This window comes from Methylorubrum pseudosasae, from assembly GCF_029504475.1.
In the GTDB taxonomy this organism is placed as follows: Bacteria; Pseudomonadota; Alphaproteobacteria; order Rhizobiales; family Beijerinckiaceae; genus Methylobacterium; species Methylobacterium extorquens.
Genome location: NZ_JAQGDU010000002.1, coordinates 4,338,771 through 4,364,045, shown reverse-complemented (window position 1 = coordinate 4,364,045; position 25,275 = coordinate 4,338,771). Strand labels below are relative to the sequence as shown.

The window sequence follows — 25,275 nt, the reverse complement described above, 5'->3', positions numbered from 1 at the left end:
CGCTTGGGCAGAAAGGCGCCGTTCTGAATCCGCCCGGATCCATCGAAGGCCGTATGCGCCCCGCCTCGCCCCAATCCGAGCCTGACGGCCTGCGCCGGGCCGTCGTCATCGTGGACGCGGCATCGGCTGATGCGGCTCTGGCGGCGGGCGCCGATGCGCTGGTGTTCGAAGCGGCGCTTCCTCCGGGGCTCGTGGCGGATCTGCGGGCGCGCCGGCCGGATCTGACGCTCTACGCGGCGCTCGACGGTCCCGACGATTCCGGCCTCGATGCACTTATGGCGCAAGCACCGGACGGCATACTGCTGCGCGATGCGCGCTCCGGCCGGGACGTGGCCGCCCTCGGGGGCCGGCTTGCCGTCTGCGAGGCGCAGGCCGGCCTGCCCGACGGCGCGACCGCGATCCTCGCCGTGATCGGCCATCCCCTCGGTGTGCTCGACGCCCGCAGCTTTGCCGGAGCGAGCCCGCGGCTGACCGGCCTCGGCCTCGATGGGATGGCGCTTGCGGTCGTCCTGCGAGAAACGGGCGCGCTCGCCCAGGCCCGCAGCCTTGTCCGCCTCGCCGCCGCGGCCGCTGGGGTGGCCGCCTTCGACATGGTGACAGAGGGCGAGGATTGCTCACCCGAGCGGCTTGCGGCGGTGCAGCAAAACGGCTTCGACTGGGTCGTGGTGCGGGCCCCGGCGAGCGTTGCGGTCCGGCCGCGCGACGGCGCCGGGTGAGGCATCCCTCGGGCGCAAGCGGGACAGGAGAGGTTGCCATGTTCACCGTCTACGGCGACCGCAAGTCGGGCAATTGCCTGAAGGTGGCCTGGGTCGCGGCGCATCTCGGGATCGACCTCGACTGGCGCGAGCTCGACATCCTGAAGGGTCAGACGCGCACCCCCGATTTCCTCGCTCTCAACCCGGACGGGCGCGTGCCGACCCTCGTGCTGGAGGACGGGCGCAGCCTCGCCGAATCGAACGCGATCATCGGCTATCTCGCCCGCGATTCCGCGCTGATCCCGGCGGATGCCTTCGCGCAGGCGAAGATGCGGCAATGGCTGTTCTGGGAGCAATACAGCCACGAGCCGTACATCGCCGTGCGCCGCTTTCAGCTTCTCTATCTCGGCCGGTCGGAGGCCGAACTGGAACCGAAGCTGTTCGAGCGGGGCCACGCCGCGCTGGCGCTGATGGAGGGCGCCCTAGCGGAGCGGCCCTTCCTCGTCGGCTCTGACCTGAGCCTCGCCGACGTGGCCCTCGTGGCCTACACCCGCCTCGCCCACGAAGGCGGCTTCGATCTCACGCCCTATCCGGCCCTGCGGACCTGGATCGCCCGGGTCGAGGCCGGGCTCGGGATCGGCGATTAGAGCATCGTCCAGAAAGCTGGTCACTGGCTTTCGAAGAAGACGATGCTTTCGGCATCATGACCCGTCGGCCTGCCGACCCGCTACGTTCTAAAACCTGGATCGAGCCATGGCATCAGGGAGGCGAGCGGCCCCGGCTTTGGCGGCACTTCTCGTCGGCGTGATCCTCGCCACACCCGCACGGAGCGCGCTGGCCCCCACCTGGCAGCGCCTGCGTGAGTTCCAGAGGGTTCTGGAAGCAGCCGCCAAGGCTTTGGAAGGTCGCCCGATCGACGCGGTCGAGCGCCTGGACGCCGCTCGCTTCCGCGTGCGCGCCGGCCCGTGCCGCCTGGAGGTGCGGATCGTCCATCACCCGCGTCAGAACCCCGGCCCGCAGCTCTTCGAAGCGATCTCCGGCGAGCCGGATTGTTCGTGAGCCCCGGCAGGGGCGGGAGCGGCGACACGAGGGCCAATATCCGGTTCGCGGCAGACGGCGAGCGCCAGCGCATGTTCGTAACCAAAGCAACGGCGCTTGGCTTTGGATTAAAACCGTTCCATTTCGCGAGGGTGGTCTCTGTCCCCTGTCGCGACATGCCCCGAGAGGAATGAATGGTGATCTCACGATACGGACGTGCCCTGGCTGCGGGTGTCGCGCTGGCTCTCCTCGGCGGTCTTCCGGCCCGAGCGCAGGACAGCTCGACGGCCGAGCAGACCATCGACGTCATGAACACCCTGTTCGGCAAGCATCTCGGAAAGCGTGCCAACCACGCCAAGGGCGTGGTCGCCGAGGGCAGCTTCACCCCCTCTGCCGACGCGGCGAAGATCAGCAAGGCGTCCCTGTTCGCGGGGCCGGCCGTGCCGGTGACGATCCGCTTCTCGGATGCGACCGGTGTGCCGACGATCGCGGACGGCGCCGCCAACGCCAATCCTCACGGCATGTCGCTCAAGTTCAAACTCGGCGACGGCTCGGATATGGACGTCGTCCTGAACTCGCTTGCCTATTTCCCTGTCGCCACCGGCGAGGAGTTCCGCGACCTGCTGAAGGCGGTGTCCGAGAGCGGGCCGGACGCGAAGAAGCCCACCGCACTGGAGCGCTTTGTCGCCACGCACCCGGCCGCCGCCACGGCGGGTTCCACGGCCAAGACCCCGTCGAGCTTCGCCCGGCAGACCTATAACGGCGTCAACGCCTTCGTTTTCGTCGATAAGGACGGCAAGCGGCAGCCGTTCCGGCTCCGGGTCGTCCCGGTTCAGGGCGAGGAGATTCTGTCCGCCGAGGAGGCGGCCAAGCGGGAGCCGAACTACCTCGTGGACGAGATTGGCCCGCGCGTCGCCAAGGAGCCAGCGAAGTTCCGGGTGCTGGCGCAGCTCGCTGAGGCGGGCGATCCCACCAACGACGCCACGAAGCCGTGGCCGGACAGCCGGAAGACCCTCGACCTCGGCACGCTGACGGTCACTAAGGTCGTGCCGGACAGCGCCGAGGCCGAGAAGCCGCTGCTGTTCATGCCGAACGCGCTCACCGACGGCATCGACGTGTCGGACGATCCACTCATCGATGCGCGTGTTCAGGCCTACGCGGTGTCGTTCGGCCGGCGCGCGCAATAGGCGATGGGCGTAGCCGGGATCGCTCCGCCTAACGGGCGGTCCCGGCGGCCGGAGCGGAGGATCCGGCGGGGCGCGGCGTATCCGAAGCGCCGGTGCGGGCTCCGTCCTTCGTGGCGCCCGAGCCGGTCAGTCCACCCGCGCCCACGCTGCCGGTGGCGGCCTCATTCCGGTCTTTTGCCGGGGACGGGGAAGCGGCCCGTTTGTCCTCGGCCGCTGCAGCGCTGCCGGCGAGACCGGTGAGAAGCGCAGCTCCCAAGAAAATTCCGCGTCCAGACAGTCCCATCATGCATTCGCTCCCGAGTGCGGCAGGTCGTGCTGCCGTCCTGCGTCACCAACCGCAGGCGCTCGGCCGTGTTCCGGGGCCTCGGTTCCTGGGTTCCGCAGACCAAGCAGCGGTCACACCGATCGGGACCTCACCCCACGCCCTCAGCCGGCCTTCGGCCGCCGCAGCTCGAACCGGTTCTCGGACTCGGTGGTGAAGTAGTCGAAATAGCCGCCGCGCAGGATCGGGCGCATGGCGCCGGTATCGACCCGGCCGTCCTTCACGAAGCGGTCGTCCACGTAAATCGAGACCACCTGCCCGATCACCATGAAATTCGCCGGCTCGCCGCCGCCGAGCGGCACCAGCGGCACGGTCTGAAGCCACTTGCACTCGATCGCCGCGGGCGATTCCGCGACGCGGGGCGGGCGCACGCGGCGCGACGGCGCGGGGGTCAGCCCGGCAAAGCCGAACTCGCTTTCGCCCCGTGCCAGCGGCGCCGAGGTGGCGTTGACCGCCTCCCGCAGGTCGAAGGTGGCGAGGCTGCACACGAACTCGCCGCCCTCTTCCGCGAAGGTCATCGCGTCCTTGCGGCCCGAGGAGGAGAACATCACCATGTCGGGCTCGCCGCCCACCGCGTTGAAGAACGAGTAGGGTGCGAGGTTCACCCGTCCCGCCCGGTCCATGGCGCTGATCCAGCCGATCGGGCGCGGGGCGACGATGGCTTTCAGCGGGTTGTGCGGCAGGCTGGGCGTCTCGGCCTCGTAATACATGGGGTCAGCCTCAAAGCCGCGTGACGATCTGGGCGAGGTCCGGCCGCGGCCGGTCGGAGGGCACCTCACGGGCGCGTCCGATATGGATGAAGCCGGCGATGCGCTCGGCCGGGTCGAGGCCGAGGGCATCGAGCACCCGGCGATCATAGGCGAACCACTCGGTGAGCCAGGCGGTGGCGTAGCCCGCGGCGTTGGCGGCGACCACGAGGTTCATGCAGACGGCGCCCACCGACAGCACCTGCTCCCATTCCGGAATTTTGACGTGCGGCCCGGCGCGGGAGACGACACCCACCACCGTCGGCGCATGGGCGAGGCGCTGCCGCTCCTGCGCCCGCCGCTTCTCGTCGGCTTGGGGGAAGTCAGCGAGGAAGGTCCGCTCGATGATCGCGCCGACGCGCTCGCGCGCTTCGCCCTCGATCACGAGGAAGCGCCAGGGGCTGAGCTTGCCGTGATCGGGCACCCGCGCCGCGATCGCGAGCCAGCCGTCGAGCTCCTCCGCCGTGGGGCCGGGCCCGTCGAGCAGAATCGGCGGCACCGAGCGGCGGGTGCGCAGAAGATCGAGGGTGCCGGCCGGCGCGGCGTCTCGAATCTCGGTCATGGACAATCCGCGTGCGGGGGCTGAAGGATGGGTGATACTCACTTGCCGACTGCCATGCCGCCGCCACGGTCGGGTTTCAAGAGCGCGCGGGTGCATCGAGGGCGCAACGAGGGCCAAGATGGCCCCGGACGGCGCGGGCAGAAGGATCGAGGGACGATGGGACGCGGGTCCGCAGGCTGCAGAATCGTCGCCTCGGTCTTCGCCCTGGCTGCTCTCCTCGCGATCCCGCCCGCGGTCGCGCAAGCGCCGACGCCGTTCGGGCCGGGCCTGCCCTCGCCGGGCGTCACCGGGCCGGTGCTGCCGCCGCCCGCGGCGGAGGGCGAGGCGGACCTCACGCTCTCGGCGGTCTTCGTCGGCGCGAACGGGCCGATCCGCTCCGGCCTGACCTGGCGCGTCTACGGCGAGAACGGGGACGGCACCCGCCCGGCCATCGTCGCCCGGTCGAACGATCCCGCCCCGACCTTCAAGCTCGCGGCCGGCGCCTACGTCGCCACCGTGACCTACGGCTATGCCAGCGCCTCGAAGCGGATTACCATGGCAGGCACCGCCAACACGGATCAGCTCCGCGTGGCCGCGGGCGCGCTCAAGCTGTCGGGGGCGGTCGGCGACCAGAAAATTCCGGGCAACCAACTCGGCTTCTCGGTCTACGTGCCGATCGGGACGAATTCGGAAGGGCGCCTCGTGCGCAGCGGCATCAAGGCCGGCGAGATCGTGCGTCTGCCCGAGGGCACCTACCACGTCGTGTCGAGCTACGGCGATTCGAACGCGATCCAGCGCGCCGACCTCCGGGTCGAGAACGGGAAGGTCACCGACGCGACTATGAACCACCGCGCCGCGACCGTGACCCTGAAGCTCGTGGCCGCCCCCGGCTCCGAGGCCTTCGCCGGCACCGCCTTCAGCGTGCTGACGCCGGGCGGCGATACCATCCGCGAGGCGATCGGCGCCTTCCCGTCCGTCACGCTGGCCGAGGGCGACTACGTGCTGATCGCCCGCCACGACGGCCAGGTCTTCACCCGCGAGTTCAAGGTGGAGAGCGGCATGGACCGCGACATCGAAGTGGTGGCTAAAGGAAGCTGAGCCCGATGCGCCTGCGCAAGACCGCCCTCGCGGCCCTCCTGATCCTGTCCGGCGCGGGTGCGGCGGGCGCCCAGACCGTCGTGGACGGCTCGGAGGCCGGCGTCGGGGCGGAGGCGGCGCGGACCGCGCTGAGCCTGATCGAGCGGCAGATGCGCGACCCCGAGGCGAAGGTCGCCGGCCTTCGGATCGGCCGGGCCGGGGCCTTGTGCGGCACGGTCGATCTGCGCAACCGCATGGGCGCCTATACCGGGCCCCGGCCGTTCGTGGCCGACCTGTCCGAACCCTTCCTCGGACGTCTGCCCGAGGGGCCGGAACTGCGCAGCCCGGGCTCCATGGCGGCGTTCCGGGCCATGGAGCGGGCGAAGGCGCTGTTCGAGGCGAACTGCACCGCCGGCTGATCGCCTGTTCGGCGAATGGGGTCAGCCGGTTGGTGGATCAGATTCGCTCCTCCGGCCAATCCCCTCATCCTGAGGTGCCAGAGCGAAGCGGAGGCCTCGAAGGAGGGCTCCAGAAGACGCTGCGATTCCTGGGGCCCTCCTTCGAGGCCGCTCCGCGGCACCTCAGGATGAGGTAAGTCCTGGGAAAACCAGTCGAATAGAATCTCAAGCGAACGGCACGATCAGCGGCAGCGCGAGCAGGGCGCCGGCGGCCAGGACGATGGCATCGCGCAGGCGGCGGCCGATCCAGGCGCGGGCGTCGGGATGCTGTGCGTGGGTGTCTTCAAAAAACGTCATGGTCTGTCTCCTGTCGGTTCGATGGCCCCGATATGACGGCGCCGCCGCTTTCCCGACAGGGACGGTTGCGGTACGATTTCAACGAACTGTCCGGGACGAGCGCCGGTACAGTTCGGAGGGACAGCCATGACGGTGACGGTCGCGGAACCGGTCCTCTCGCGGGTCGAGACGGTGATGCGGGCCATCGAGGCGCGGATCGAGGGCCGGGCGCTCGGCCCCGGCGCGCGGTTGCCCTCGGTGCGGGGCCTCGCCGACAGCATGCAGGTCTCGAAATCGACCGTGGTCGAGGCCTATGACCGGCTGGCGGCGCGCGGCGCCATCGTCTCGCGGCCGGGCTCGGGCTTCTTCGTCTCCGCGCGCCCGGAGCCGCTCTGCCTCACCGCGATCGGGCCGCGGCTCGACCGGGCAGTCGATCCGATCTGGATCACCCGTCAATCGCTCGAGGCGCGGCCGGATTCCCTGAGGCCCGGCTGCGGCTGGCTCCCGCCGGATTGGTTGCCGGAAGCCGAGCTGCGCCGGGCGCTGCGCCAGGTCGCCCGCCAGAGCGCGGCGGTGATGTTCTACGACACGCCGCAGGGCCACGCCCCCTTGCGCCAGCACCTCGCGCTTCGGCTGACCGAGCGCGGCATCCGCGCCCATCCCGATCAGCTCGTGCTGACCGATTCGGTCACCCACGCCCTCGACCTGATCATCCGCTTCCTCGCCGAGCCCGGCGATACGGTGCTGCTCGACGATCCCTGCTACTTCTCGTTCCAGGCGCTCGCCCGCGCCCACCGCCTGAATATGGTCGGCGTGCCGTTCGGGCCGGACGGGCCGGATCTCGCCGCCTTCGAAGGGGCGCTGATCGAGCACAGGCCGCGCTTCTACATCACCAATTCCGGCCTTCAGAACCCGACGGGCGCGACCCTGAGCCCGGTCGCCGTCCACCGCATCCTGCGGCTTGCCGAGATGCACGGCACGCTCATCGTCGAGGACGACGCCTATGCCGATTTCGAGGCGGAGCCGGGCCCGCGGCTCGCCGGCTTCGACGGGCTCGACCGGGTGATCCATGTCGGCGGCTTCTCGAAGACGATCTCGACCGGCGCCCGCGTCGGCGCGATCGCGATCCGCGGCGACTGGGTCGAGCGCCTCGTCGATCTCAAGCTCGCGGTCTCGCTCAGCGACAACCACCTCACCGCGGCCACCGTCCACCGCTTCCTCGCCGAGGGCAGCTACCGCCACCATGTCGATGCCATGCGCACCCGGCTGGCGGAGGCCCGCGGCACGGTGGTGCGGCGGCTCGCGGAGGTTGGCGTCACCGTGCCCTTCGTGCCGACGGGGGGCATGTTCCTGTGGGCCCGCCTGCCGGACGGCCTCGACGCGGCCGAGATTTCCCGCCGGGCTCTCGCCCGCGGCGTGGTGCTGGCGCCGGGCAACGTGTTCTCGCTGAGCCAGGGCGCCGCCGGCGCCATGCGCTTCAACGTGGCGCAATGCGCCGACCCGCGGGTGTTTTCCGAACTCGCGCGGGCGATGGAGGGGTGAGGCGCGTCTGCGCCCCACCGCTCGTTCGTCTTATGGCGCCGGAAGCTCGACGTGCTGGCCGTCGAGCACCGCGTCGGTGCTCGGGAGGCTCTCCGCGGCGGCGTCCGCCCGGCGGCGATCCGGGGAGGTCGCCTCCTCGATGAAGGCGGCGAGCGCCGCATCGAGCGCCATCGTGGTGGTCTTCTGGCTTCCCATGCGGCGCACCGAGACCGTGCGCTCCTCCGCCTCGCGGCGGCCGAGCGCCAGCAGCACCGGCACCTTGGCGAGCGAGTGCTCGCGGACCTTGTAGTTGATCTTCTCGTTGCGCAGGTCGGCTTCCACCCGGAGGCCGGCGCGTTCCAGAACGCGGACGACCTCGCGGGCGTAAGGGTCGGCGTCGCTGGTGATCGTGGCCACCACCACCTGCACCGGCGCGAGCCAGAGCGGGAAGTGGCCGGCGAAATGCTCGATCAGGATGCCGGTGAAGCGCTCCATCGAGCCGCAGATGGCGCGGTGGATCATCACCGGCGGCTTCTTCTGGCTGTCGGCGTCGATGTAGCTCGCATCGAACCGCTCTGGCAGGTTGAAGTCCACCTGCGTGGTGCCGCACTGCCAGTCGCGGCCGATGGCATCGCGCAGCACGTACTCGAATTTCGGCCCGTAGAACGCGCCCTCGCCGGGATTGACCGCAGTCTTGATCCGTCCGCCGGACTGCTCCTCGATCTGCGCCAGCACCTGGGTCATCACCGCTTCGGCATGGTCCCACAGGGCGTCGGAGCCGACGCGCTTCTCGGGCCGCGTCGAGAGCTTCACCAGGATCTGGTCGAAGCCGAAATCGGCGTAGGTCGAGAGGATCAGGTCGTTGATCTTCAGGCACTCGGCGGCGAGCTGGTCCTCGGTGCAGAAGATATGCGCGTCGTCCTGGGTGAAGCCGCGCACCCGCATCAGGCCGTGCATCGCGCCGGACGGCTCGTAGCGGTGGACGACGCCGAACTCGGCCATGCGCAAGGGCAGGTCGCGGTAGGATTTCAGCCCGTGCTTGAAGATCTGCACGTGGCCGGGGCAGTTCATCGGCTTCAGGGCGAACCAGCGCTTGTCCTCGGCCTCCTCGCCGGCGGATTGGGCCGCGAACATGTTCTCGCGGTACCAGCCCCAGTGGCCGGAGGTCTCCCACAGCGATTTGTCGAGGATCTGCGGCGCGTTCACCTCGGCGTAGTCGCCCTTCAGGCGGCGGCGCATATAGGCGATCAGCTCCTGGAAGATCGTCCAGCCCTTGGCGTGCCAGAACACGACGCCCGGCCCCTCCTCCTGGAAGTGGAAGAGATTCATCTCCTTGCCCAGCCGCCGGTGATCGCGGCGCTCGGCCTCCTCCAGCCGGTGCAGGTAGGCGTCGAGATCGGCTTGGGAGGCCCAGGCTGTGCCGTAGATGCGCGTCAGCATCGGGTTGTTGGAATCGCCCCGCCAATAGGCGCCCGCGACCTTCATCAGCTTGAAGGCCGCGCCGACCTTGCCGGTCGAGGTCATGTGCGGGCCGCGGCAGAGGTCGAACCACTCGCCCTGGCGGTAGATCTTCAGATCCTCGCCCGGCGGAATCGCATCGACCAGCTCGACCTTGTAGCTCTCGCCCTTCTCGGCGAAGAGCGCTTTGACGTCGTCACGCTTCCAGACTTCCTTCGTGAAGGGCGCGTCGCGCGAAATGATCTCGCGCATCTTCGCTTCGATCTTCGGGAAGTCCTCCGGCGTGAACGGCTCGTCCTTGGCGAAGTCGTAGTAGAAGCCGTTCTCGATGACGGGGCCGATCGTCACCTGCGTGCCGGGCCAGAGCGCCTGCACGGCTTCCGCCAGCACGTGCGCGCAGTCGTGGCGGATCAGTTCGAGCGCCCGCGGATCGTCGCGCGAGATGAACTCGATCGCGGCGTCGCGCGCGATCGTGTCGTCGAGATCGCAGACCGTGCCGTCGAGCGCCATGGCGACCGTGCGCTTGGCGAGCGACTTGGCGATGCCCTCCACCACGGTCCGACCGGTCACCGCGGCGTCGTACGCGCGGGTGTTGCCGTCGGGGAAGGTCAGGATGGGCATGATGGGACCGTGTTTTTCGTCGATGACGCCCCGCGGAGGGGACGGCGGGTTTTCGGAAGGCGGGCGGGTGAAGTCAATGCTGACTCACCACACCAAGAGACAACAGCAGCCGACAGAGCCATTTTGACGGAGTGCGTTTGGCATCCGCGCCGCTCCTCATGCTGAGGCGCCGCGCAGCGGCCTCGAAGCACGCCGCAACGCCTGTCCCGGCAGACGTGTCCCTCAGGATCGACCGTTCCGGGGTGCTTCGAGGCCGAGCTTTCGCTCGGCGCCTCAGCATGAGGAGCGGGGAGCTTGCCAGACAACCGACCCGAACGGAGCCCTTCAGAGATCGTCCGGCCCCCAGCCGAGGCGTGCAGCGATCGCCCGCGCCTCGGTGTCATCGAGGAACAGCACCAGCCCCGCCCCGCCATCGGCGGCGACCCGGAACCGGCGTGTCTCAACCGCCGGCCGGCACGCGTCGAGCCGTTCGAGCAGGCTCCAGTCGAAGTTCTTGTCGGCCGGGAAGGTGAGGGGCGGGATCGGCGGCTGCGTCTCGAACGCGACGCGGAAGCCGTGCCCGTAGGGCCCGAGTCCCGGCACGCGGGAGACGGTGACGCCGCGGCCGGTCCAGGCCCCGGCGAGATCGATCAGCCGGGCGAACAGCGCGCGATAGGTGTCCTCGTCGGCGCCGTCGTAGCAGTGATCTTCGAAGATCGCCGCGTTCGCGAATTCGTCCTCGATCGCGTCGGCGAGGGCGCGATAGCTCCACAGGATGCCGATCGACAGCGCGTCCGAGCTGTGCTCGGTCAGCGGCAGGGTCTCGTTGCCGTCGCCGACGGCGAATTCGGGATGTTCCGCCATCGCTCGCGCGACCGCGTGCCGATCCATCCCTTCGTAATGGGCCCCAAGCCGGAGGCCGGCCGCGATCAAGTCGTTCAGGGCCGCCTCGACGGCGTCGATTTCCGCCTCGCTGCGCTGTTGCGGTGGCTGCGGTTTCGGCTCCCAGGCGGGCACGGGCGGCGGTGGTTCCTGTTCCCAGGCTGGCACGGGGCGCGGGGGCGGGCGCTCCTGCCCGAACAAGCGGCGGAGCCAACCGATCATCCGGCGCCCCCAGAGCCATGCGGCTCCGCGCACGCCGGAGGCGTCGCCGTGCCGGCTCGCCCGCATCGGCGTGTCGAAGCGGTCGGAGAAGACGTGCAGCGCGATTGTCCCCGGCAAGGCGGCGACGAGGCCCTCGACCCGCGAGAGGCCGCCGCCGAGCACGATCACGTCGGGGTCGAGGATGTTGACCACGTGGGCGATGCCGCGGCCGAGGCGGTCGCGGTAGCGGGTCATCGCCGCGGCGGCGTCCGCATCCCCGGCCTGTGCTTGGGCGACGATCGCCTCGCCGGTCAGAGTCTGGCCCGTACATCGGAAAAAATCTGCGGCGAGGCCGGGACCGGAGAGCCACGTCTCGATGCAGCCGTGGCGGCCGCAATAGCAGGCGGGACCGGGGCGCTCGTCGTCGCGGGGCTGGGGGAGCGGGTTGTGACCCCATTCCCCGGCGATGGCGTTGCGGCCCGTCAGCGCCTGTCCCCGAACCGCGATGCCCGAACCGACGCCGGTGCCGAGGATGATCGCCCAGACGAGAGTCTCGCCCGCGCCGGCACCGTCCACCGCCTCCGAGACGGCGAGGCAGTTGGCGTCGTTCTCGACCCGCACCGGGCGGCCAAGCCGGGCAGCGAGATCCCCCACGAACGGACGGCCGTTCAGCCAGACCGAGTTGGCGTTCTTGATCAGGCCGGTGGCGCGGGAGACCGCGCCGGGCATGCCGACGCCCACGCTCGCCTCCGTCACGCCGGACTGTTGCGCGCCGGCCTGCCGTTCCAAAGCGGCGACGACATCGGCGATGGCGTCGAGGGTGCCGGCATAGTCGCCCCGCGGGGTCGGCACGCGGGTCTCGGCGCGCGTCGCCCCGTTGGCGTCGAGCGCGATCCCGGCGATCTTGGTGCCGCCGAGATCGATCCCGATCCGCAATCGGTCGGAGGCCAAAGCGGACTTACTGCGCCGCCACGACCTTCGGAGCGGTGGCGGGCTCATCCTCGCCGGGGCCTTCCGGCCCCTCGTCGGAGATCTCGGTGCCGATCGCGACCGGATGCGCCATCACCTCGGCGAGCTTCTTCCTGTCGAGCTCGCCCTCCCAGCGGGAGACGACGATGGTGGCGACACCGTTGCCGATGAGGTTGGTGAGCGCACGGCATTCCGACATGAACTTGTCGACGCCGAGCACCAGCGTCATCGCCGCCACCGGCACCGGTGCGCCGGGGATGGCGGCCAGCGTCGCGGCCAGCGTGATGAAGCCCGCGCCGGTGACGCCCGAGGCGCCCTTCGAGGTCAGCATCGCAACGAGGAAGATCGTCGCGTACTGCCCGACCGAGAGGTCGGCACCCACCGCCTGCGCCAGGAACAGCGTGGTGAGCGTCATGTAGATGTTGGTGCCGTCGAGGTTGAACGAGTAGCCCGTCGGGATCACGAGGCCGACGACCGAGTCCGAGGCGCCGAGGCGCTTCATCTTGGTCATCATGTGCGGCAGCACGGTCTCGGAGGAGGAGGTGCCGAGCACGATCAGCAGCTCGTCCTTGATGTAGGCGAGGAACTTGATGATCGAGAAGCCGGCGAAGGCCGCGATGCCGCCGAGCACGACGAAGATGAACAGCAGCGAGGTGGTGTAGAAGGTGCCCACCAGCCAAGCGAGGTCGATGACCTTGCCGATGCCGTACTGGCCCACCGTGAAGGCCATGGCGCCGAAGGCGCCGATCGGCGCGAGCTTCACGATGAGGCCGATGATGCGGAAGAACACCTGACCCGCCGCATCGATGCCGTGGGTGATGCTCTCGCCCTTCTTGCCCATGCCGGTGAGCACGACGCCGGTCAGCACCGAGATCAGCAGCACCTGCAGCAGGTCGCCCGTGGCGAAGGCGTCGAAGAAGCTTTTGGGAATGATGCCGAGGAGGTGGGCGACCGTCGAATCCGCCGCCGCCTTGCTGGCGTAGCCCTCGACCGCCTTGGCATCGAGCTTCGACACGTCGGCGCCGAAGCCCGCGCCCGGCTGAACCACCTCGCCGACGATGATGCCGATGAGGAGCGCGAGGGAGGAGACGACCTCGAAGTAGATCAGGGCCTTGAGGCCGACGCGGCCGACCTTCTTCAGGTCGCCGATCGAGGCGATGCCGTGGACGATGGTACAGAAGATGATCGGCGCGATCAGCATCTTGATCAGCGCGATGAAGCCGTCGCCGAGCCATTTGAGCGACTTGCCCCATTCCGGCTGGAGCCAGCCGAGCAGCACGCCGAGCACGATGGCGATCAGCACCTGGATATAGAGCACCCGGTACCAGGGAGTGTGCGCGCCGGATGTACCGGGGGCGCCCGCATCAGGCGTTGCGGAATGGGCCATGTTTCCTCACCGATACCGTGTTGCGCGGCCACGCCCGGGCGGCTTTGGGCGGACGCTATTCCGTTTGATCGCGGTGCTCAATCGCACCTCGGTAGTCGGCGCGGCGTTTGTAACTAATGAGTCTTTCGACCTAGCCGCGTATTTTGGCCGCGCATCGCATCACGACCGCCGGGGCGACGTTCGGGCCGGGCTGATGGCAAGGAAGCGGGGCCGGTGCAAGCCGTCTTCTGTCCGATGCCGGCCCGCTGCATCGGGGCCGGCCCTCCGCTTTGTCCTCGGTCCTCGCGACGAAGCGGCTTCCCCTTGGCGGGCGGGCGCTCTAGAAGCGCTCCATGTTCGGCCTCATCCGCTTTCCGCCGCGAATTACGGGCCCGGCCTCCGCGTAGGCGCCGCGTTCAGCGGCCGCGCCGGATGCCGGGTGAAGCGCGTCCGCCCGTTTCTCTTCGACCGTCCCCGCGACGAAAGCCCTGCCGAACCCCGCCATGAGCGACCAGACCGACGCCGCCCCCGTGGCCGCCCGCGACTATTCGCGGACCCTGTTCCTGCCGAAGACCGATTTTCCGATGCGCGCGGGGCTGCCCACCCGCGAGCCGCTCCTGCTGGAGCGCTGGAAAGACATCGGCCTCTACGAAAAGATCCGCGCCGCCGCGAAGGGCCGCCCGCGCTTCGTGCTGCATGATGGCCCGCCCTACGCCAACGGCAACATCCATATCGGGCACGCGCTCAACAAGATCCTGAAGGACGTCGTCGTCCGCTCGCAGGGCGCGCTCGGCCGCGATGCGAACTACGTTCCGGGCTGGGACTGCCACGGCCTGCCGATCGAGTGGAAGATCGAGGAGCAGTACCGCGCCAAGGGCAAGAACAAGGACGAGGTGCCGGTGCTGGAATTCCGCCAGCAATGCCGCGCCTTCGCCGCCGAGTGGCTCAACATCCAGCGCGACGAGTTCAAGCGCCTCGGCGTCACCGGCGACTGGGATCATCCCTACTCGACCATGGCCTACCCGGCCGAGGCGCGCATCGCCGCCGAGCTGATGAAGTTCGCCGCCTCCGGCCAGCTCTATCGCGGCTCGAAGCCGGTGATGTGGTCGGTGGTGGAGAAGACCGCGCTTGCCGAGGCCGAGGTCGAGTACGAGGAGCATGTCAGCGACACGGTGTTCGTGGCCTTTCCGATCCGCGAAGGGGCGCCGGCCGAACTGGCGAACGCTCGCGTCGTGATCTGGACGACCACGCCCTGGACGCTGCCGGCCAACCGCGCCGTCGCCTATTCGAAGCGCGTCGCCTACGGGCTCTACCGCGTCACGCAAGCGGCCGAGGACAACTGGGCGAAGGTCGGCGACACCTATGTCCTTGCCGACGCGCTCGCCGAGGGCGTGTTCAAGGCCGCCCGCGTTGAGGCGTTCGAGCGCGTGGCCGATGTGCCGGCGGCGAGCCTGGCCGGGCTCACCCTGTCGCATCCGCTTCACGCCTTCGATTCCGGCTACGGCTTCGCGGTGCCATTGCTGGAGGGCGAGCACGTCACCGACGAGGCCGGCACCGGCTTCGTCCACACGGCGCCGAGCCACGGCCGCGAGGATTTCGAGGTCTGGATGGCCAATGGCCGCCGCCTCACGGAAGCCGGCATCGACACCCGCATCCCCTACACCGTCGATGCCGATGGCATGCTGACCGAGGAGGCGCCGGGCTTCACCGGCCGCTTCGTCTTCACCGCCAAGGGCGACAAGGGCGACGCCAACAAGGCGCTGATCGCTGCGCTCACCGAGGTCGGTGCGCTGGTCGCCCGCGGGGTGCTGCGCCACCAGTACCCGCATTCCTGGCGCTCGAAGAAGCCGGTGCTGTTCCGCAACACGCCGCAATGGTTCATCGCCATGGATTGGCCGGTGGATTCGCTCGGCAACCGCACCCTGCGCGAGACGGCGCTTCACGCCATCGAGCAGACGCAGTGGGTGCCGCCGCAGGGCAGAAACCGCATCAACGGCATGGTCGCGGGCCGGCCCGATTGGGTGGTCTCGCGTCAGCGCGCCTGGGGCGTGCCGATCACCGTCTTCGTCGAGCGCGAGACCGGGAAGGTGTTGCGCGACGAGCGGGTTAACGCACGCATCGCCGAGGCTTTCGCCGCCGAGGGCGCGGATGCGTGGTTCGCGGAGGGCGCCACCGAGCGCTTCCTCGCGCCCGATTACGATCCGACGAACTATGAGAAGGTGACCGACGTCCTCGACGTGTGGTTCGATTCCGGCTCGACCCACGCCTTCGTGCTGGACGACGCGCAAGCCTTCCCCGGCCTCGCCGGCATCCGCCGCGCGGTCGATGGCGGGCCCGATACGGTGATGTATCTCGAAGGCTCCGACCAGCATCGCGGCTGGTTCCAGTCCTCGCTGCTCGAATCCTGCGGCACGCGGGGGCACGCGCCCTACGACGTGGTGCTGACCCACGGCTTCGTTCTCGATGCCAAGGGCGAGAAGATGTCGAAGTCGCGCGGCAACGTCGTCGCGCCGCAGAACGTCATCAAGGAATCCGGCGCCGACATCCTGCGCCTGTGGGTCGCGGCCGCCGATTATTCCGACGATCTGCGCATCGGACCGGAGATCGTCAAAACCTTCGCCGAGACCTACCGCAAGCTGCGCAACTCACTCCGCTGGATGCTCGGCTCGCTCGCTCACCGGGTGCCCGGCGACGACGTGCCGTTCACCGAGATGCCGGAGCTGGAGCGCTTCATCCTGCATCGCCTGGCGCAGCTCGACGGCGAGATCCGCGACGCCTACGCGGCCTTCGACACCAAGCGGATCGTCGCGCTGCTCAACGGCTTCATGACCGGCGACCTCTCGGCCTTCTACTTCGACGTGCGCAAGGACGCGCTCTACTGCGATCCGATCTCCTCGGTGACCCGCCGCGCCGCGCTTCAGGTCATCGACGAGGCGTTCCGCCGGGTCGTGATCTGGCTCGCGCCGGTTCTCGCCTTCACGGCGGAAGAGGCGTGGCTCGACCGCTACCCGTCGCAGGACGGCTCGGTGCATCTCCAGACCCTGCCGGAGACGCCCGCCGTGTGGCGCGACGACGCGCTCGCCGCGCGCTGGCAGAAGATCCGCAAGGTCCGCCGCGTCGTCACCGGCGCGCTCGAGATCGAGCGCGCGGCCAAGCGCATCGGTGCCAGCCTTGAGGCGGCGCCGACCGTCTACGTGTCGGATTCCGATCTGCTCGGCGCGCTCGACGGCGTGGACTTTGCCGATACCTGCATCACCTCGGCGATCACCGTCCGCGCCGGTGAGGGCCCGGCCGACGCCTTCCGTCTCGACGAGGTGAAGGGTGTGGCCGTGGTGCCCGAGCGGGCCGAGGGTATCAAATGTGCCCGCTCCTGGCGGGTCACGCCTGAGGTCGGCAGCGATCCCGATTATCCCGAGGTGACGCCCCGCGACGCGCGGGCCCTGCGGGAGTGGGACGCCGCCCATCCGGAGGCGGCGTGACCGCCTTCCGCTCCGGCCTGATCGCGTTGCTGGCCACGCTGGTCCTCGATCAGGCCTCCAAGCTCTGGCTCTATTTCGGCACCGACCTCGTGATGACGCAGCCCTGGCGGCTGGCGCCGTTCGCGGACTTCGTCGTGGTCTGGAACCGGGGTGTCTCCTACGGTCTGTTCCAGCAGGAGGGCGGGCTCGGGCGCTGGCTGCTCGTCGCGGTCTCGCTCGCCGCTGCGATCGGCCTGTCGGTGTGGATGCGCCGGGCCGGCTCGCGGCTGCTCGCGGTGGCGCTCGGCCTCATCGTCGGCGGCGCGCTCGGCAACGCCATCGACCGGGCGGCCTACGGGGCGGTGTTCGACTTCGTTCACCTGCACGCGGGAACGTGGTCCTGGTACGTGTTCAACGTGGCGGATGCGGCCATCGTCGCGGGTGTCGTCGGGTTGATCCTCGACAGCCTGCGGCCGGCCCCACGCGCCCCGAGCACGGACGTCGCCGGGAATGGCGGCCGTCCCCAAGCTTGAGGTCAGGCGCGCCCCAGCCGCGTCAAGGTGCCATACCTTCGCCTGAAACCCGGCTCACCTCGGTTTGCGTGGGCTCGACGCGCTTCACGATGAAGTGATGTCCGGCTGACCGTCCCGGATCAAAAGCGGGCGGGGCCGGTCCGTAGCCTTGGGGAAATCGGCATGAACGGGCGGCGCAACGTCTCGCGGGCTTTCGGATCGATCCGTCCTCTAGCTTTGGGCGCAGCCCTGCTGCCCGGCCTCGCCGTCGGCGCGGCCCGCGCCGAGGGCGAATTCATGCGCGACACGCTGAGCAATCTCGGCCTGATCGAGCCGGACCGTCCCGCCATCACCTATCGCGAGCGCGCACCGCTGGCGATGCCGCCCAAGCTCGGCGGTAAGGAGGATCTGACCGCTGGCCTGCCCCCGCCCCGGGCTCGCCAGGCCGATCCGGCTTGGCCCAAGGATCCGGAGGTGGTCCAGCGCGAGCGCGCTGCCATCGAGGCGAAGAAGCCAATCGTGCGCGGCGCGCAAGGCCGCATGAACGACAACAACGAGACGCTCTCGGTCTACGAGATGGAGGCCGGCCGCCGCTCGGGCGCCGGGGCGCTCACCGGGCCGGCGAACGCTCCCGGCCAGGGCGACACCCGCGATTCGACTTGGCTGAACCCGTTCGAATTGCTCAAGGGCACGACCGACAAGACCGAGCCGTCGCTGGTCGAGCCCGACCGCGATACGCTGACCGATCCGCCCACCGGCTATCGCAAGGCGCCGATCAAGGTCGCCAAACCGCAGGGTGGCCCTGTGGGTGGTCCGATCAGCGACCGTGAAGAGGCTGACCCGCGTGCCTATATGAGAAACTCGTCCGGTCGCTGAGAGCGGACCTCCGCCCGGTTTCGTCGATCTCGGCGGGTTGGCGAAGGCTCCCGGCATCCGGAGGGACTGTCACCGCGCGGACACGCCGCGCGGTATGGGATTTGCCACCGGCGACCGATCACGGGACAATGCCGGGATTCTTTGGGACGGAAAGCGCGGAGGGCGGAAGAGCCCCCGCATAAGGAAAGTGGGATGCACCTCTACCGGAAGGCCATCGCGCCCGTGGGACCGCAGCGAGGCCTGAATCACGCCGGCCGTGTGGACGCCGCCCCGTTCGGGCGCTCCGAGGCGGGCGGCCCGGAGGTCTCCGCCTTCGTGCTCGATAACGGGCTCGACGTGGTGGTGGTGCCCGATCACCGGGCGCCGGTCGCCACGCACATGGTCTGGTACCGCAACGGCTCGGCCGATGATCCGATCCGCCAGTCCGGTATCGCCCACTTCCTCGAACACCTGATGTTCAAGGGCACCGAGCGGCACCCGGCCGGCGCCTTCTCGAAGGCGGTCTCGTCGCTCGGCGGCCAGGAGAACGCCTTCACCAGCTACGACTACACCGCCTATTTCCAGCGCGTCGCCCGCGACCACCTCTCGACGATGATGGCCTTCGAGGCCGACCGGATGAGCGGCCTCGTGCTCGACGACGCCGTGGTGGCGCCCGAGCGCGACGTGGTGCTGGAGGAGCGCCGGATGCGGGTCGAGACCGATCCGTCGGCGCAGCTCTCCGAGGCGATGTCCGCCTCGCTGTTCGTGCACCATCCCTACGGCATCCCGATCATCGGCTGGATGCACGAGATCGAGGAGCTGAACCGCACCCACGCCATCGACTACTACAAGCGCTTCTACACCCCCGAGAACGCGATCCTCGTGGTGGCCGGCGACGTGACGCCGGACGAGGTGCGGCGTCTGGCCGAGGATACCTACGGCCGGGTGACGCCGCAGGGCGCGCGGCCGCTGCGCACCCGCCCGCGCGAACCGGAGCCGCGGGCAATGCGCCGGATCGCGGTGGCCGACCCGAAGGTCGAGCAGCCGACGCTGCAGCGCCTCTACCTCACCCCCTCCTGCATGACCGCCCGCGACGGCGAGGGCTACGCCCTCGAACTGCTCGCCGAGGTCGTCGGCGGCGGCTCGACCTCGTTCCTCTACCGCAAGCTGGTGCTGGAGATGGGCGTCGCGGTGAATGCCGGCGCTTGGTACATGGGCTCGGCGATGGATGACACGCGCTTTGCCGTCTACGCCGTGCCGGCCGAGGGTGTGACCCTGGAGGCCCTGGAAGAGCATATCGATCGCGTGCTGCGCCGCGTCCCCGAGGCGCTCGGCGCGGAGGCGATCGAGCGGGCCAAGATCCGGCTCATGGCCGAGACGGTCTATTCCTCCGATTCGCAGAGCTCGCTCGCGCGCATCTACGGCTCGGCGCTCGCCATCGGCGAGACCGTCGAGGAGGTGCGCCGCTGGCCGGTCGAGATCGAAGCGGTCACCCATGACCGGCTCGTCGCGGTCGCCGCCCGCTATCTCGTGCCCGCCCGCTCGGTGACCGGCTACCTGACCAAGGCGCATGACCCGGACGTGGCGATCGCCTGAGACGGCTCTGATTCTTCGCGCCGCCCTCGATGGCGGCGCCGTTTGCGAAAAGACGCATTAAGGAACTTCCGATGAATCTCGCCGAGACCGGCACCCGCACCGCGACGTCGCCGACCCAGGCGTTGCCGCTCGCGGCCGCCCCCGGCATCGAGGCTTGGCACGTCGCCTCGCCGGTGGTGCCGATGATCGCGCTCTCCTTCACCTTCGAGGGCGGCGCGGCGCAGGATGCGGAGGGCAAGGCGGGCACCGCGCAGATGATGGCGCGGCTGCTCGACGAGGGCGCGGGCGATCTCGACTCGGATGCCTTCCAAGAGGCGCTCGCGGCCCGCGCGATCGAGCTGAGCTTCCACACCGGCCCCGATTCCATCGGCGGCTCGCTCAAGACGCTGCTCACGCATGCCGACGAGGCAATCCGTCTGTTGGCCCTGTCGCTGGCCGAGCCGCGCTTCGATCAGCCCTCGATCGAGCGCGTGCGGGCGCAGATGATCGCCAGCCTGCGCTACCAGCAGAACGATCCCGGCGTGCTGGCCTCCCGCCGCTACTTCCGCGAAGCCTTCCCGGGGCACGCCTACGGCCGCTCCTCGTCGGGCACCATCGAGACCCTGTCGGCGATCACCCGCGACGACCTCGTGGCCCTGCACCGGGCCGTGATCGGCCGCGGCAGCCTCAAGGTCGCGGCTGTGGGCGCCTTCGACGAGGCGACAATCACCGGCATGATCGCTCGCGCCTTCGGCGCTCTGCCCGAGGCCGGCCCGCTGAAAGCCATTCCGCCGACCGCGATCAACGAACTCGGCCGCCGCATCGTCGTCGATCTCGACGTGCCGCAATCGGTGATCCGCTTCGGCATGCCGGGCGTGGCGTGGCGCGACCCCGACTTCATCCCGGCCTATGTGCTGAACCACATCCTGGGCGGTGGCGCCTTCACCTCGCGCCTGTTCCAGGAAGTGCGCGAGAAGCGCGGCCTGGCCTATTCGGTCGGCACTTCGCTGACCTCGCATCGCGCGGTCGCCATGACTTGGGGCTACACCGCCACCAAGAACGAGCGCGTCGTCGAGGCCCTCGACGTGATCGGTGACGAGATCCAGCGCCTCATCACCGACGGCCCCTCCGACGAGGAGCTGCAGAAGGCCAAGGACTATCTCACCGGCTCCTACGCGCTCGGCTTCGATACCTCGACCAAGATCGCCAACCAATTGGTGCAGATCGCCTTCGAGGGGCTCGGCATGGACTACATCGCCCGCCGCAACGACCTCGTGGCGAGCGTGACCCAGGCCGACATCCGCCGGGCCGGCGCCCGCACGCTCGGCGACGGCAAGATGCTGGTCGTCGCCGCGGGGCGGCCCACGGGGCTGTAGGCGCCCTTCACCAATTCCATCACGGCCGGGGCCGGCACGCGGAGACGCGTCGCCGGCCTTTTTCATTGAGCAGAGAGCGTTTCAGTGTGTATCTGTGTGTATCAGCGGATTGCGTGCTGTCGGTCGCGCTGATATTTCTGAAGTTCGATCCGGAGAGGTCGACAATGGGAGGCTTGGGGCAGCGGGAAAGCGGGCTGTCGGAGACCTCTCGTGTCGAATCGCGACAAGGAAACGCGCGGCCTCATAGTCCGACTGCGCGATGATGGTTGGATCGTTGCCCGGAAGGGGCCGGGCGACCATGTCCAGTACAAGCATCCAACGAAACCGGGACGTGTGACGCTGGATACCGGGCGCCGCGAGCAGGCGCTGGGTACGCTCCGCAGCATCTTCCGGCAGGCGGGGTGGGAATGGTGAGAGCGGGCCTGTTTCGAAGAGCACGAGAGAGAAGCCGATGACGCGGGTCGTCATGTTGATCCACGGCGAAGCCGGCAATTACGGCGCCTCATTCCCGGATTTTCCCGGTGCGACGACGGGCGCCGACGATCTCGACGAACTCTACCGGAAGGCCGCCGAGATGCTGGCTTTCCATGTCGGCGGCTTGGTGGAGGATGGCGAATCGGTGCCGCGGGCCCGTTCGCTCGAAGAACTGCGCGGCGACCCCGTTTTCATCGAGGAAAGCCGGGACGCGATGATCGGCCTGATCGAGGTCGATCTCCCGGGGCGTGCCGTGCGGGTGAACATCTCGGTCGAGGAGAGTCTGCTCAAGCGTATCGACCGCGCGGCCGAGGCCGCCGGCGAGAGCCGATCCGGCTTCCTCGCGCAGGCCGCGAAGGCGCGCCTGACGTCCATGGTTGCCTGAACCGCACCCTGCTCCTTGGGCTCGCGCCCAAAACCCCTATCTGGTGGAGGCCGAACCCGCTCACCGTGCGAGGCCTCAAGCGATGCAGCTCACCGGACTCCACCACGTCACCGCCATCACGGCGCAGGCGGCCGACAACCTCGCCTTTTACACCCGCGTGCTGGGGCTCCGGCTCGTGAAGAAGACCGTCAACCAGGACGACGTCTCGGCCTACCATCTGTTCTATGCCGACGGCCGCGCCTCGCCCGGCACCGACATCACCTTCTTCGACTGGCCGGCGCCCGCCGAGCGGCGCGGCACCGACAGCATCTCGCGCACCCTGCTGCGCGTCGGCGGAACGGCAAGCTTCGACTGGTGGCGCGAGCATCTTGCCCGCCAGGGGGTGAACCACCATCCGGCGATCGAGCGGGACGGGCGCCTCACCCTCGATTTCGAGGACGGCGAGGGCCAGCGCCTCAGCCTCGTGGACGACGGCGGCGTGGGTGCAGCCCATCCCTGGCAGGGCAGCCCGGTGCCGCCCGAGCACCAGATCCGGGGCCTTGGGCCGATCCGCCTCACCGTCTCGCAGCCCGAGCGCACCGAAGCGGTGCTGACGCAGATCCTCGGTTTCCGCCGCGCCCGGACCTTCGAGCTGCCCGAGGGCGAGGTGACGGTGTTCGAGACCGGCGAGGGCGGTCCCGCCGCGGAGGTCCAGCTTCTCAAAGGTACGGGCGCGCCGGCCCGCCAGGGCGCGGGTGCCGTGCACCACGTCGCCTTCCGCATCCCGGATGCCGATTACGACGCCTGGGCCGACCGGCTCAAGCAGCGCCGCGTCCCCTCCAGCGGTCCCGTGGATCGCTACTACTTCCGCAGCCTGTATTTCCGCGAGCCGAACGGCATCCTGTTCGAGATCGCCACCGACGGGCCGGGCTTCGCCACCGACGAGACGATGGAATCACTCGGCGAACGTCTCGCGCTGCCGCCCTTCCTCGAACCGCGCCGGGCGGAGATCGAAGCGGGCTTGAAGCCGCTGTAAGCGCCTCCGGCGATGCGCTCCTGCCGGGGCAGGCATGCGCCGGATTCAAGAACAGTTCCAGGCTAAGTCACATTCCAACCGCTGTGGCAGCGCTGCGTCTTGACGCGGATGCTGCGACTGCGAGAAGAGCCCCGTTTCGACGCTTCCAGAATCGGGAAACCCGCGGCCGATGAGCAAGTACAACGAGGAGCGCGTCCTCTCCGTCCACCACTGGACCGACACGCTCTTCTCCTTCCGCACGACGCGCGATCCCTCGTTCCGCTTCCGCAACGGCGAGTTCACGATGATCGGCATCGAGGTCGAGGGCCGGCCGCTGCTGCGCGCGTACTCGGTGGTCTCGGCCAATTACGAGGAGGAGCTGGAGTTCTTCTCGATCAAGGTGCCGAACGGCCCGCTCACGAGCAAGCTCCAGCACCTCAAGGTCGGCGACCCGATCATGATCGGCAAGAAGCCGACCGGCACGCTGGTGCTCGACAACCTCCTGCCCGGCAAGAACCTCTACCTGCTCGGCACCGGCACGGGGCTCGCCCCCTTCCTGTCGATCATCAAGGATCCGGAGACCTACGACCGCTTCGAGAAGGTCGTGCTCGTCCACGGCTGCCGTCAGGTGCAGGAACTGGCCTATGGCGAGACCATCACCGAGACCCTGCCGAAGCACGAGTTCCTCGGCGAGATGATCGCCAACCAGCTCATCTACTACCCGACGGTCACCCGCGAGCCGTTCCGCAACCGCGGCCGGATCACCGACCTGATGACCTCGGGCAAGCTGTTCGAGGATATCGGCCTGCCGAACATGTCGATCGAGAACGACCGCTTCATGCTCTGCGGCTCGCCGGAGATGATCAAGGATACCCGCGAGATGCTGACGGGCCTCAGTTACGAGGAGGGCAACCACGGCGAGGCGGCCCACTACGTGATCGAGAAGGCCTTCGTCGAGAAGTAGCGTTAGAGCGCTTTCCGACGAAGTGGGTTCCGGTTCGTCGAAAGAAAGCGCGGCACAACAAAAGGATAGAGGCGTGATCCGACCCAACGTGGTCGGGCACGGCTCTAGCGGAGCGACCGGCCCGGTCGCTCCGACTCACGCCCTCATCCTGAGATGCTGCAAAGCCGCCACGAAGGGTGGTCCGGACATCGCGCGGGAACCGGGCGATCCTTCGAGACCCGCTGTCGCGGGCACCTCAGGATGAGGGCGCGGGTGGGACCACGCCATTTTCGTAGCCAAGCGATCCGCACGCCATGTCCCCGCCCGCCCTGTTCGTCGTCGGCGCCGGCACCGAGATCGGCAAGACCTACACCACCGCCGCCCTCGTCCGCCGGCTGCGCGGCCAGGGCCGGCGAGTAAGGGCGCTGAAGCCGCTCGCGAGCGGCGTTCCCCCGCTGGACCATCCCGATTTCGCGGAGAGTGACACCGGCCGCCTGCTCGCGGCTCAGGGGCTGGCGCTCACGCCTGAGACGGTCGAAGCCTGCTCGCCCTGGCGTTTCATCGCGCCGCTCGCGCCCGACCTCGCCGCCGCCCGCGAGGGTCGCAGCCTCGCGCTGCCTGAGCTTGTCGCGTGGTGCGGCGCGCGCCTGGCCGAGGCCGGTGACGGTGAGACCGTGGTGATCGAGGGCGTCGGCGGCCTGATGAGCCCGATCTCCGAGGACGCGACCGGCCTCGACTGGCTGAAATCGCAAGCGATCCCGGCGCTGCTCGTGTCCGGCAGCTATCTCGGCGCCATCAGCCACGCGCTGACGGCGGTCGAGACGTTGCGGGCGCACGCCATCCCGCTTGTTGGAATCGTCGTGAGCGAGAGCGAGGGCGCGCCGGTCCCGGTCGAGACGGTGGCCGGGCAGATCGCGCGGCACGCGCGCGTGCCGGTCGGCTGCCTGGGCCGGGGAGGGGATTTTCCGCAAAACCTCCCCGGGATTGCCTGAGGCGCTTTACCGGCCGGAGCCGCTGCGCTCCTTCGGCGCCTTCGGCTCGCGGGATTCCTGGATCTCCTCGGCCTTCTCCTCGTCGGTGTCGCTGCTGCGCTTGATCGTGTCATCGGGCTTGGCGGCCAGACCCTTCACGATGGCGACGAGGCGCTTGCACTCGTCCGGGAAGCCGTAGGATTCGAGCACGATGGCGGCGTCGCGCAGCGTCCGCAGGTCGCGCACGATCTGAGCGTTCTTGGTTTCCTGAAGCTCCTTCTTCGCCGCGATTGTCGGTTCGAGCCCGGTATCCTCGACATTGCATTCGGCTCGGGCGGCCGGCATCGCGGCGAGCATCAGGAAGGCGCAGGCGATCAGGCGACGCATGTCACGTC

The 25,275-nt window shown here is 69.2% G+C and carries 23 protein-coding genes and 1 pseudogene; 17 read left to right on the top strand and 7 right to left on the bottom strand.

The window, feature by feature from the left end:
• Window positions 1-53: 53 nt before the first annotated feature.
• The 4 genes from M2437_RS21590 (at window position 54) to M2437_RS21575 (ending at window position 2,920) form a co-directional block, all read left to right on the top strand.
• Window positions 54-716 carry an aldolase/citrate lyase/malate synthase family protein gene (locus tag M2437_RS21590; protein WP_253388653.1) on the top strand — a complete coding sequence of 221 codons (663 nt, stop codon included), beginning with the start codon at window positions 54-56 and terminating at the stop codon, window positions 714-716.
• A gap of 38 nt (window positions 717-754) precedes the next feature.
• Window positions 755-1,342 (top strand): glutathione S-transferase family protein, encoded by a 588-nt coding sequence (locus tag M2437_RS21585; protein ID WP_253388652.1) that lies wholly within the window; start codon window positions 755-757, stop codon window positions 1,340-1,342.
• Between the two features lie 106 nt (window positions 1,343-1,448).
• Window positions 1,449-1,754, top strand: coding sequence for a hypothetical protein (locus tag M2437_RS21580; RefSeq protein ID WP_253388651.1), 306 nt, complete (start codon window positions 1,449-1,451; stop codon window positions 1,752-1,754).
• 173 nt (window positions 1,755-1,927) lie between these two features.
• A complete protein-coding gene (locus M2437_RS21575; RefSeq protein WP_253388650.1) occupies window positions 1,928-2,920 on the top strand; it encodes a catalase family peroxidase in 993 nt (330 codons plus the stop codon).
• A gap of 426 nt (window positions 2,921-3,346) precedes the next feature.
• On the opposite strand, the gene M2437_RS21570 is transcribed toward M2437_RS21575, so the two are convergent.
• The gene (locus M2437_RS21570; protein ID WP_012253755.1) at window positions 3,347-3,952 is read right to left on the bottom strand and encodes a flavin reductase family protein; all 606 of its coding nucleotides are present in this window, start codon (window positions 3,950-3,952) and stop codon (window positions 3,347-3,349) included.
• A gap of 10 nt (window positions 3,953-3,962) precedes the next feature.
• Window positions 3,963-4,550, bottom strand: coding sequence for a nitroreductase family protein (locus M2437_RS21565; RefSeq protein WP_253388649.1), 588 nt, complete (start codon window positions 4,548-4,550; stop codon window positions 3,963-3,965).
• A 156-nt stretch (window positions 4,551-4,706) separates the two neighbouring features.
• On the opposite strand from M2437_RS21565, the gene M2437_RS21560 reads away from it, so the two are divergent.
• Both M2437_RS21560 and M2437_RS21555 read left to right on the top strand, forming a co-directional pair.
• A complete protein-coding gene (locus M2437_RS21560) occupies window positions 4,707-5,627 on the top strand; it encodes an RgsD C-terminal domain-containing protein (RefSeq protein ID WP_253388648.1) in 921 nt (306 codons plus the stop codon).
• Between the two features lie 5 nt (window positions 5,628-5,632).
• Window positions 5,633-6,025, top strand: coding sequence for a hypothetical protein (locus tag M2437_RS21555; protein WP_135297099.1), 393 nt, complete (start codon window positions 5,633-5,635; stop codon window positions 6,023-6,025).
• 204 nt (window positions 6,026-6,229) lie between these two features.
• Here the strand turns inward: M2437_RS21555 and M2437_RS21550 are convergent, their stop codons facing one another.
• Window positions 6,230-6,361, bottom strand: coding sequence for a hypothetical protein (locus tag M2437_RS21550; protein ID WP_003599152.1), 132 nt, complete (start codon window positions 6,359-6,361; stop codon window positions 6,230-6,232).
• A 126-nt stretch (window positions 6,362-6,487) separates the two neighbouring features.
• Here M2437_RS21550 and M2437_RS21545 point away from each other — a divergent pair, with 126 nt between their 5' ends.
• A complete protein-coding gene (locus M2437_RS21545; protein ID WP_003599153.1) occupies window positions 6,488-7,882 on the top strand; it encodes an aminotransferase-like domain-containing protein in 1,395 nt (464 codons plus the stop codon).
• A gap of 30 nt (window positions 7,883-7,912) precedes the next feature.
• Here M2437_RS21545 and thrS read toward each other — a convergent pair whose 3' ends face one another.
• From thrS to M2437_RS21530, 3 genes and pseudogenes are all read right to left on the bottom strand, one after another.
• Window positions 7,913-9,940, bottom strand: coding sequence for a threonine--tRNA ligase (gene thrS, locus M2437_RS21540; RefSeq protein ID WP_253388647.1), 2,028 nt, complete (start codon window positions 9,938-9,940; stop codon window positions 7,913-7,915).
• A gap of 1,089 nt (window positions 9,941-11,029) precedes the next feature.
• A pseudogene (locus M2437_RS21535) lies at window positions 11,030-12,001 on the bottom strand (ROK family protein); the annotation flags it as partial.
• Window positions 11,961-13,358 (bottom strand): dicarboxylate/amino acid:cation symporter, encoded by a 1,398-nt coding sequence (locus tag M2437_RS21530; RefSeq protein ID WP_253388644.1) that lies wholly within the window; start codon window positions 13,356-13,358, stop codon window positions 11,961-11,963. The pseudogene M2437_RS21535 and the gene M2437_RS21530, both read right to left, overlap by 41 nt.
• 482 nt (window positions 13,359-13,840) lie before the next feature.
• Between M2437_RS21530 and ileS the strand changes: the two genes are divergently transcribed.
• The 10 genes from ileS (at window position 13,841) to bioD (ending at window position 24,901) form a co-directional block, all read left to right on the top strand.
• Complete coding sequence (gene ileS / locus M2437_RS21525; RefSeq protein WP_253388643.1) at window positions 13,841-16,816, top strand: isoleucine--tRNA ligase; 2,976 nt, start codon at window positions 13,841-13,843, stop codon at window positions 16,814-16,816.
• Window positions 16,813-17,328 carry a signal peptidase II gene (gene lspA / locus M2437_RS21520; protein ID WP_253388642.1) on the top strand — a complete coding sequence of 172 codons (516 nt, stop codon included), beginning with the start codon at window positions 16,813-16,815 and terminating at the stop codon, window positions 17,326-17,328. The genes ileS and lspA overlap by 4 nt, the downstream gene beginning before the upstream one ends.
• A gap of 162 nt (window positions 17,329-17,490) precedes the next feature.
• On the top strand, window positions 17,491-18,183 hold the full coding sequence (locus M2437_RS21515) for a hypothetical protein (RefSeq protein ID WP_012253766.1): 693 nt from the start codon (window positions 17,491-17,493) through the stop codon (window positions 18,181-18,183).
• 192 nt (window positions 18,184-18,375) lie between these two features.
• The gene (locus M2437_RS21510) at window positions 18,376-19,758 is read left to right on the top strand and encodes a M16 family metallopeptidase (RefSeq protein ID WP_253388641.1); all 1,383 of its coding nucleotides are present in this window, start codon (window positions 18,376-18,378) and stop codon (window positions 19,756-19,758) included.
• Window positions 19,759-19,829: 71 nt separating this feature from the next.
• Window positions 19,830-21,113 (top strand): M16 family metallopeptidase, encoded by a 1,284-nt coding sequence (locus M2437_RS21505; protein ID WP_003599163.1) that lies wholly within the window; start codon window positions 19,830-19,832, stop codon window positions 21,111-21,113.
• A gap of 210 nt (window positions 21,114-21,323) precedes the next feature.
• Window positions 21,324-21,527 (top strand): type II toxin-antitoxin system HicA family toxin, encoded by a 204-nt coding sequence (locus tag M2437_RS21500; protein ID WP_076643793.1) that lies wholly within the window; start codon window positions 21,324-21,326, stop codon window positions 21,525-21,527.
• A gap of 37 nt (window positions 21,528-21,564) precedes the next feature.
• Window positions 21,565-21,972 carry a type II toxin-antitoxin system HicB family antitoxin gene (locus tag M2437_RS21495; protein WP_253388640.1) on the top strand — a complete coding sequence of 136 codons (408 nt, stop codon included), beginning with the start codon at window positions 21,565-21,567 and terminating at the stop codon, window positions 21,970-21,972.
• Between the two features lie 82 nt (window positions 21,973-22,054).
• Entirely contained in the window at window positions 22,055-22,987 is a 933-nt protein-coding gene (locus tag M2437_RS21490) for a ring-cleaving dioxygenase (protein WP_253388639.1), read from the top strand.
• Window positions 22,988-23,156: 169 nt separating this feature from the next.
• Window positions 23,157-23,930, top strand: coding sequence for a ferredoxin--NADP reductase (locus M2437_RS21485; protein WP_253388638.1), 774 nt, complete (start codon window positions 23,157-23,159; stop codon window positions 23,928-23,930).
• A gap of 293 nt (window positions 23,931-24,223) precedes the next feature.
• Entirely contained in the window at window positions 24,224-24,901 is a 678-nt protein-coding gene (gene bioD / locus M2437_RS21480) for a dethiobiotin synthase (protein WP_253388637.1), read from the top strand.
• A gap of 6 nt (window positions 24,902-24,907) precedes the next feature.
• On the opposite strand, the gene M2437_RS21475 is transcribed toward bioD, so the two are convergent.
• A complete protein-coding gene (locus M2437_RS21475) occupies window positions 24,908-25,267 on the bottom strand; it encodes a photosystem reaction center subunit H (protein WP_253388636.1) in 360 nt (119 codons plus the stop codon).
• Between the last annotated feature and the right edge of the window lie 8 nt (window positions 25,268-25,275).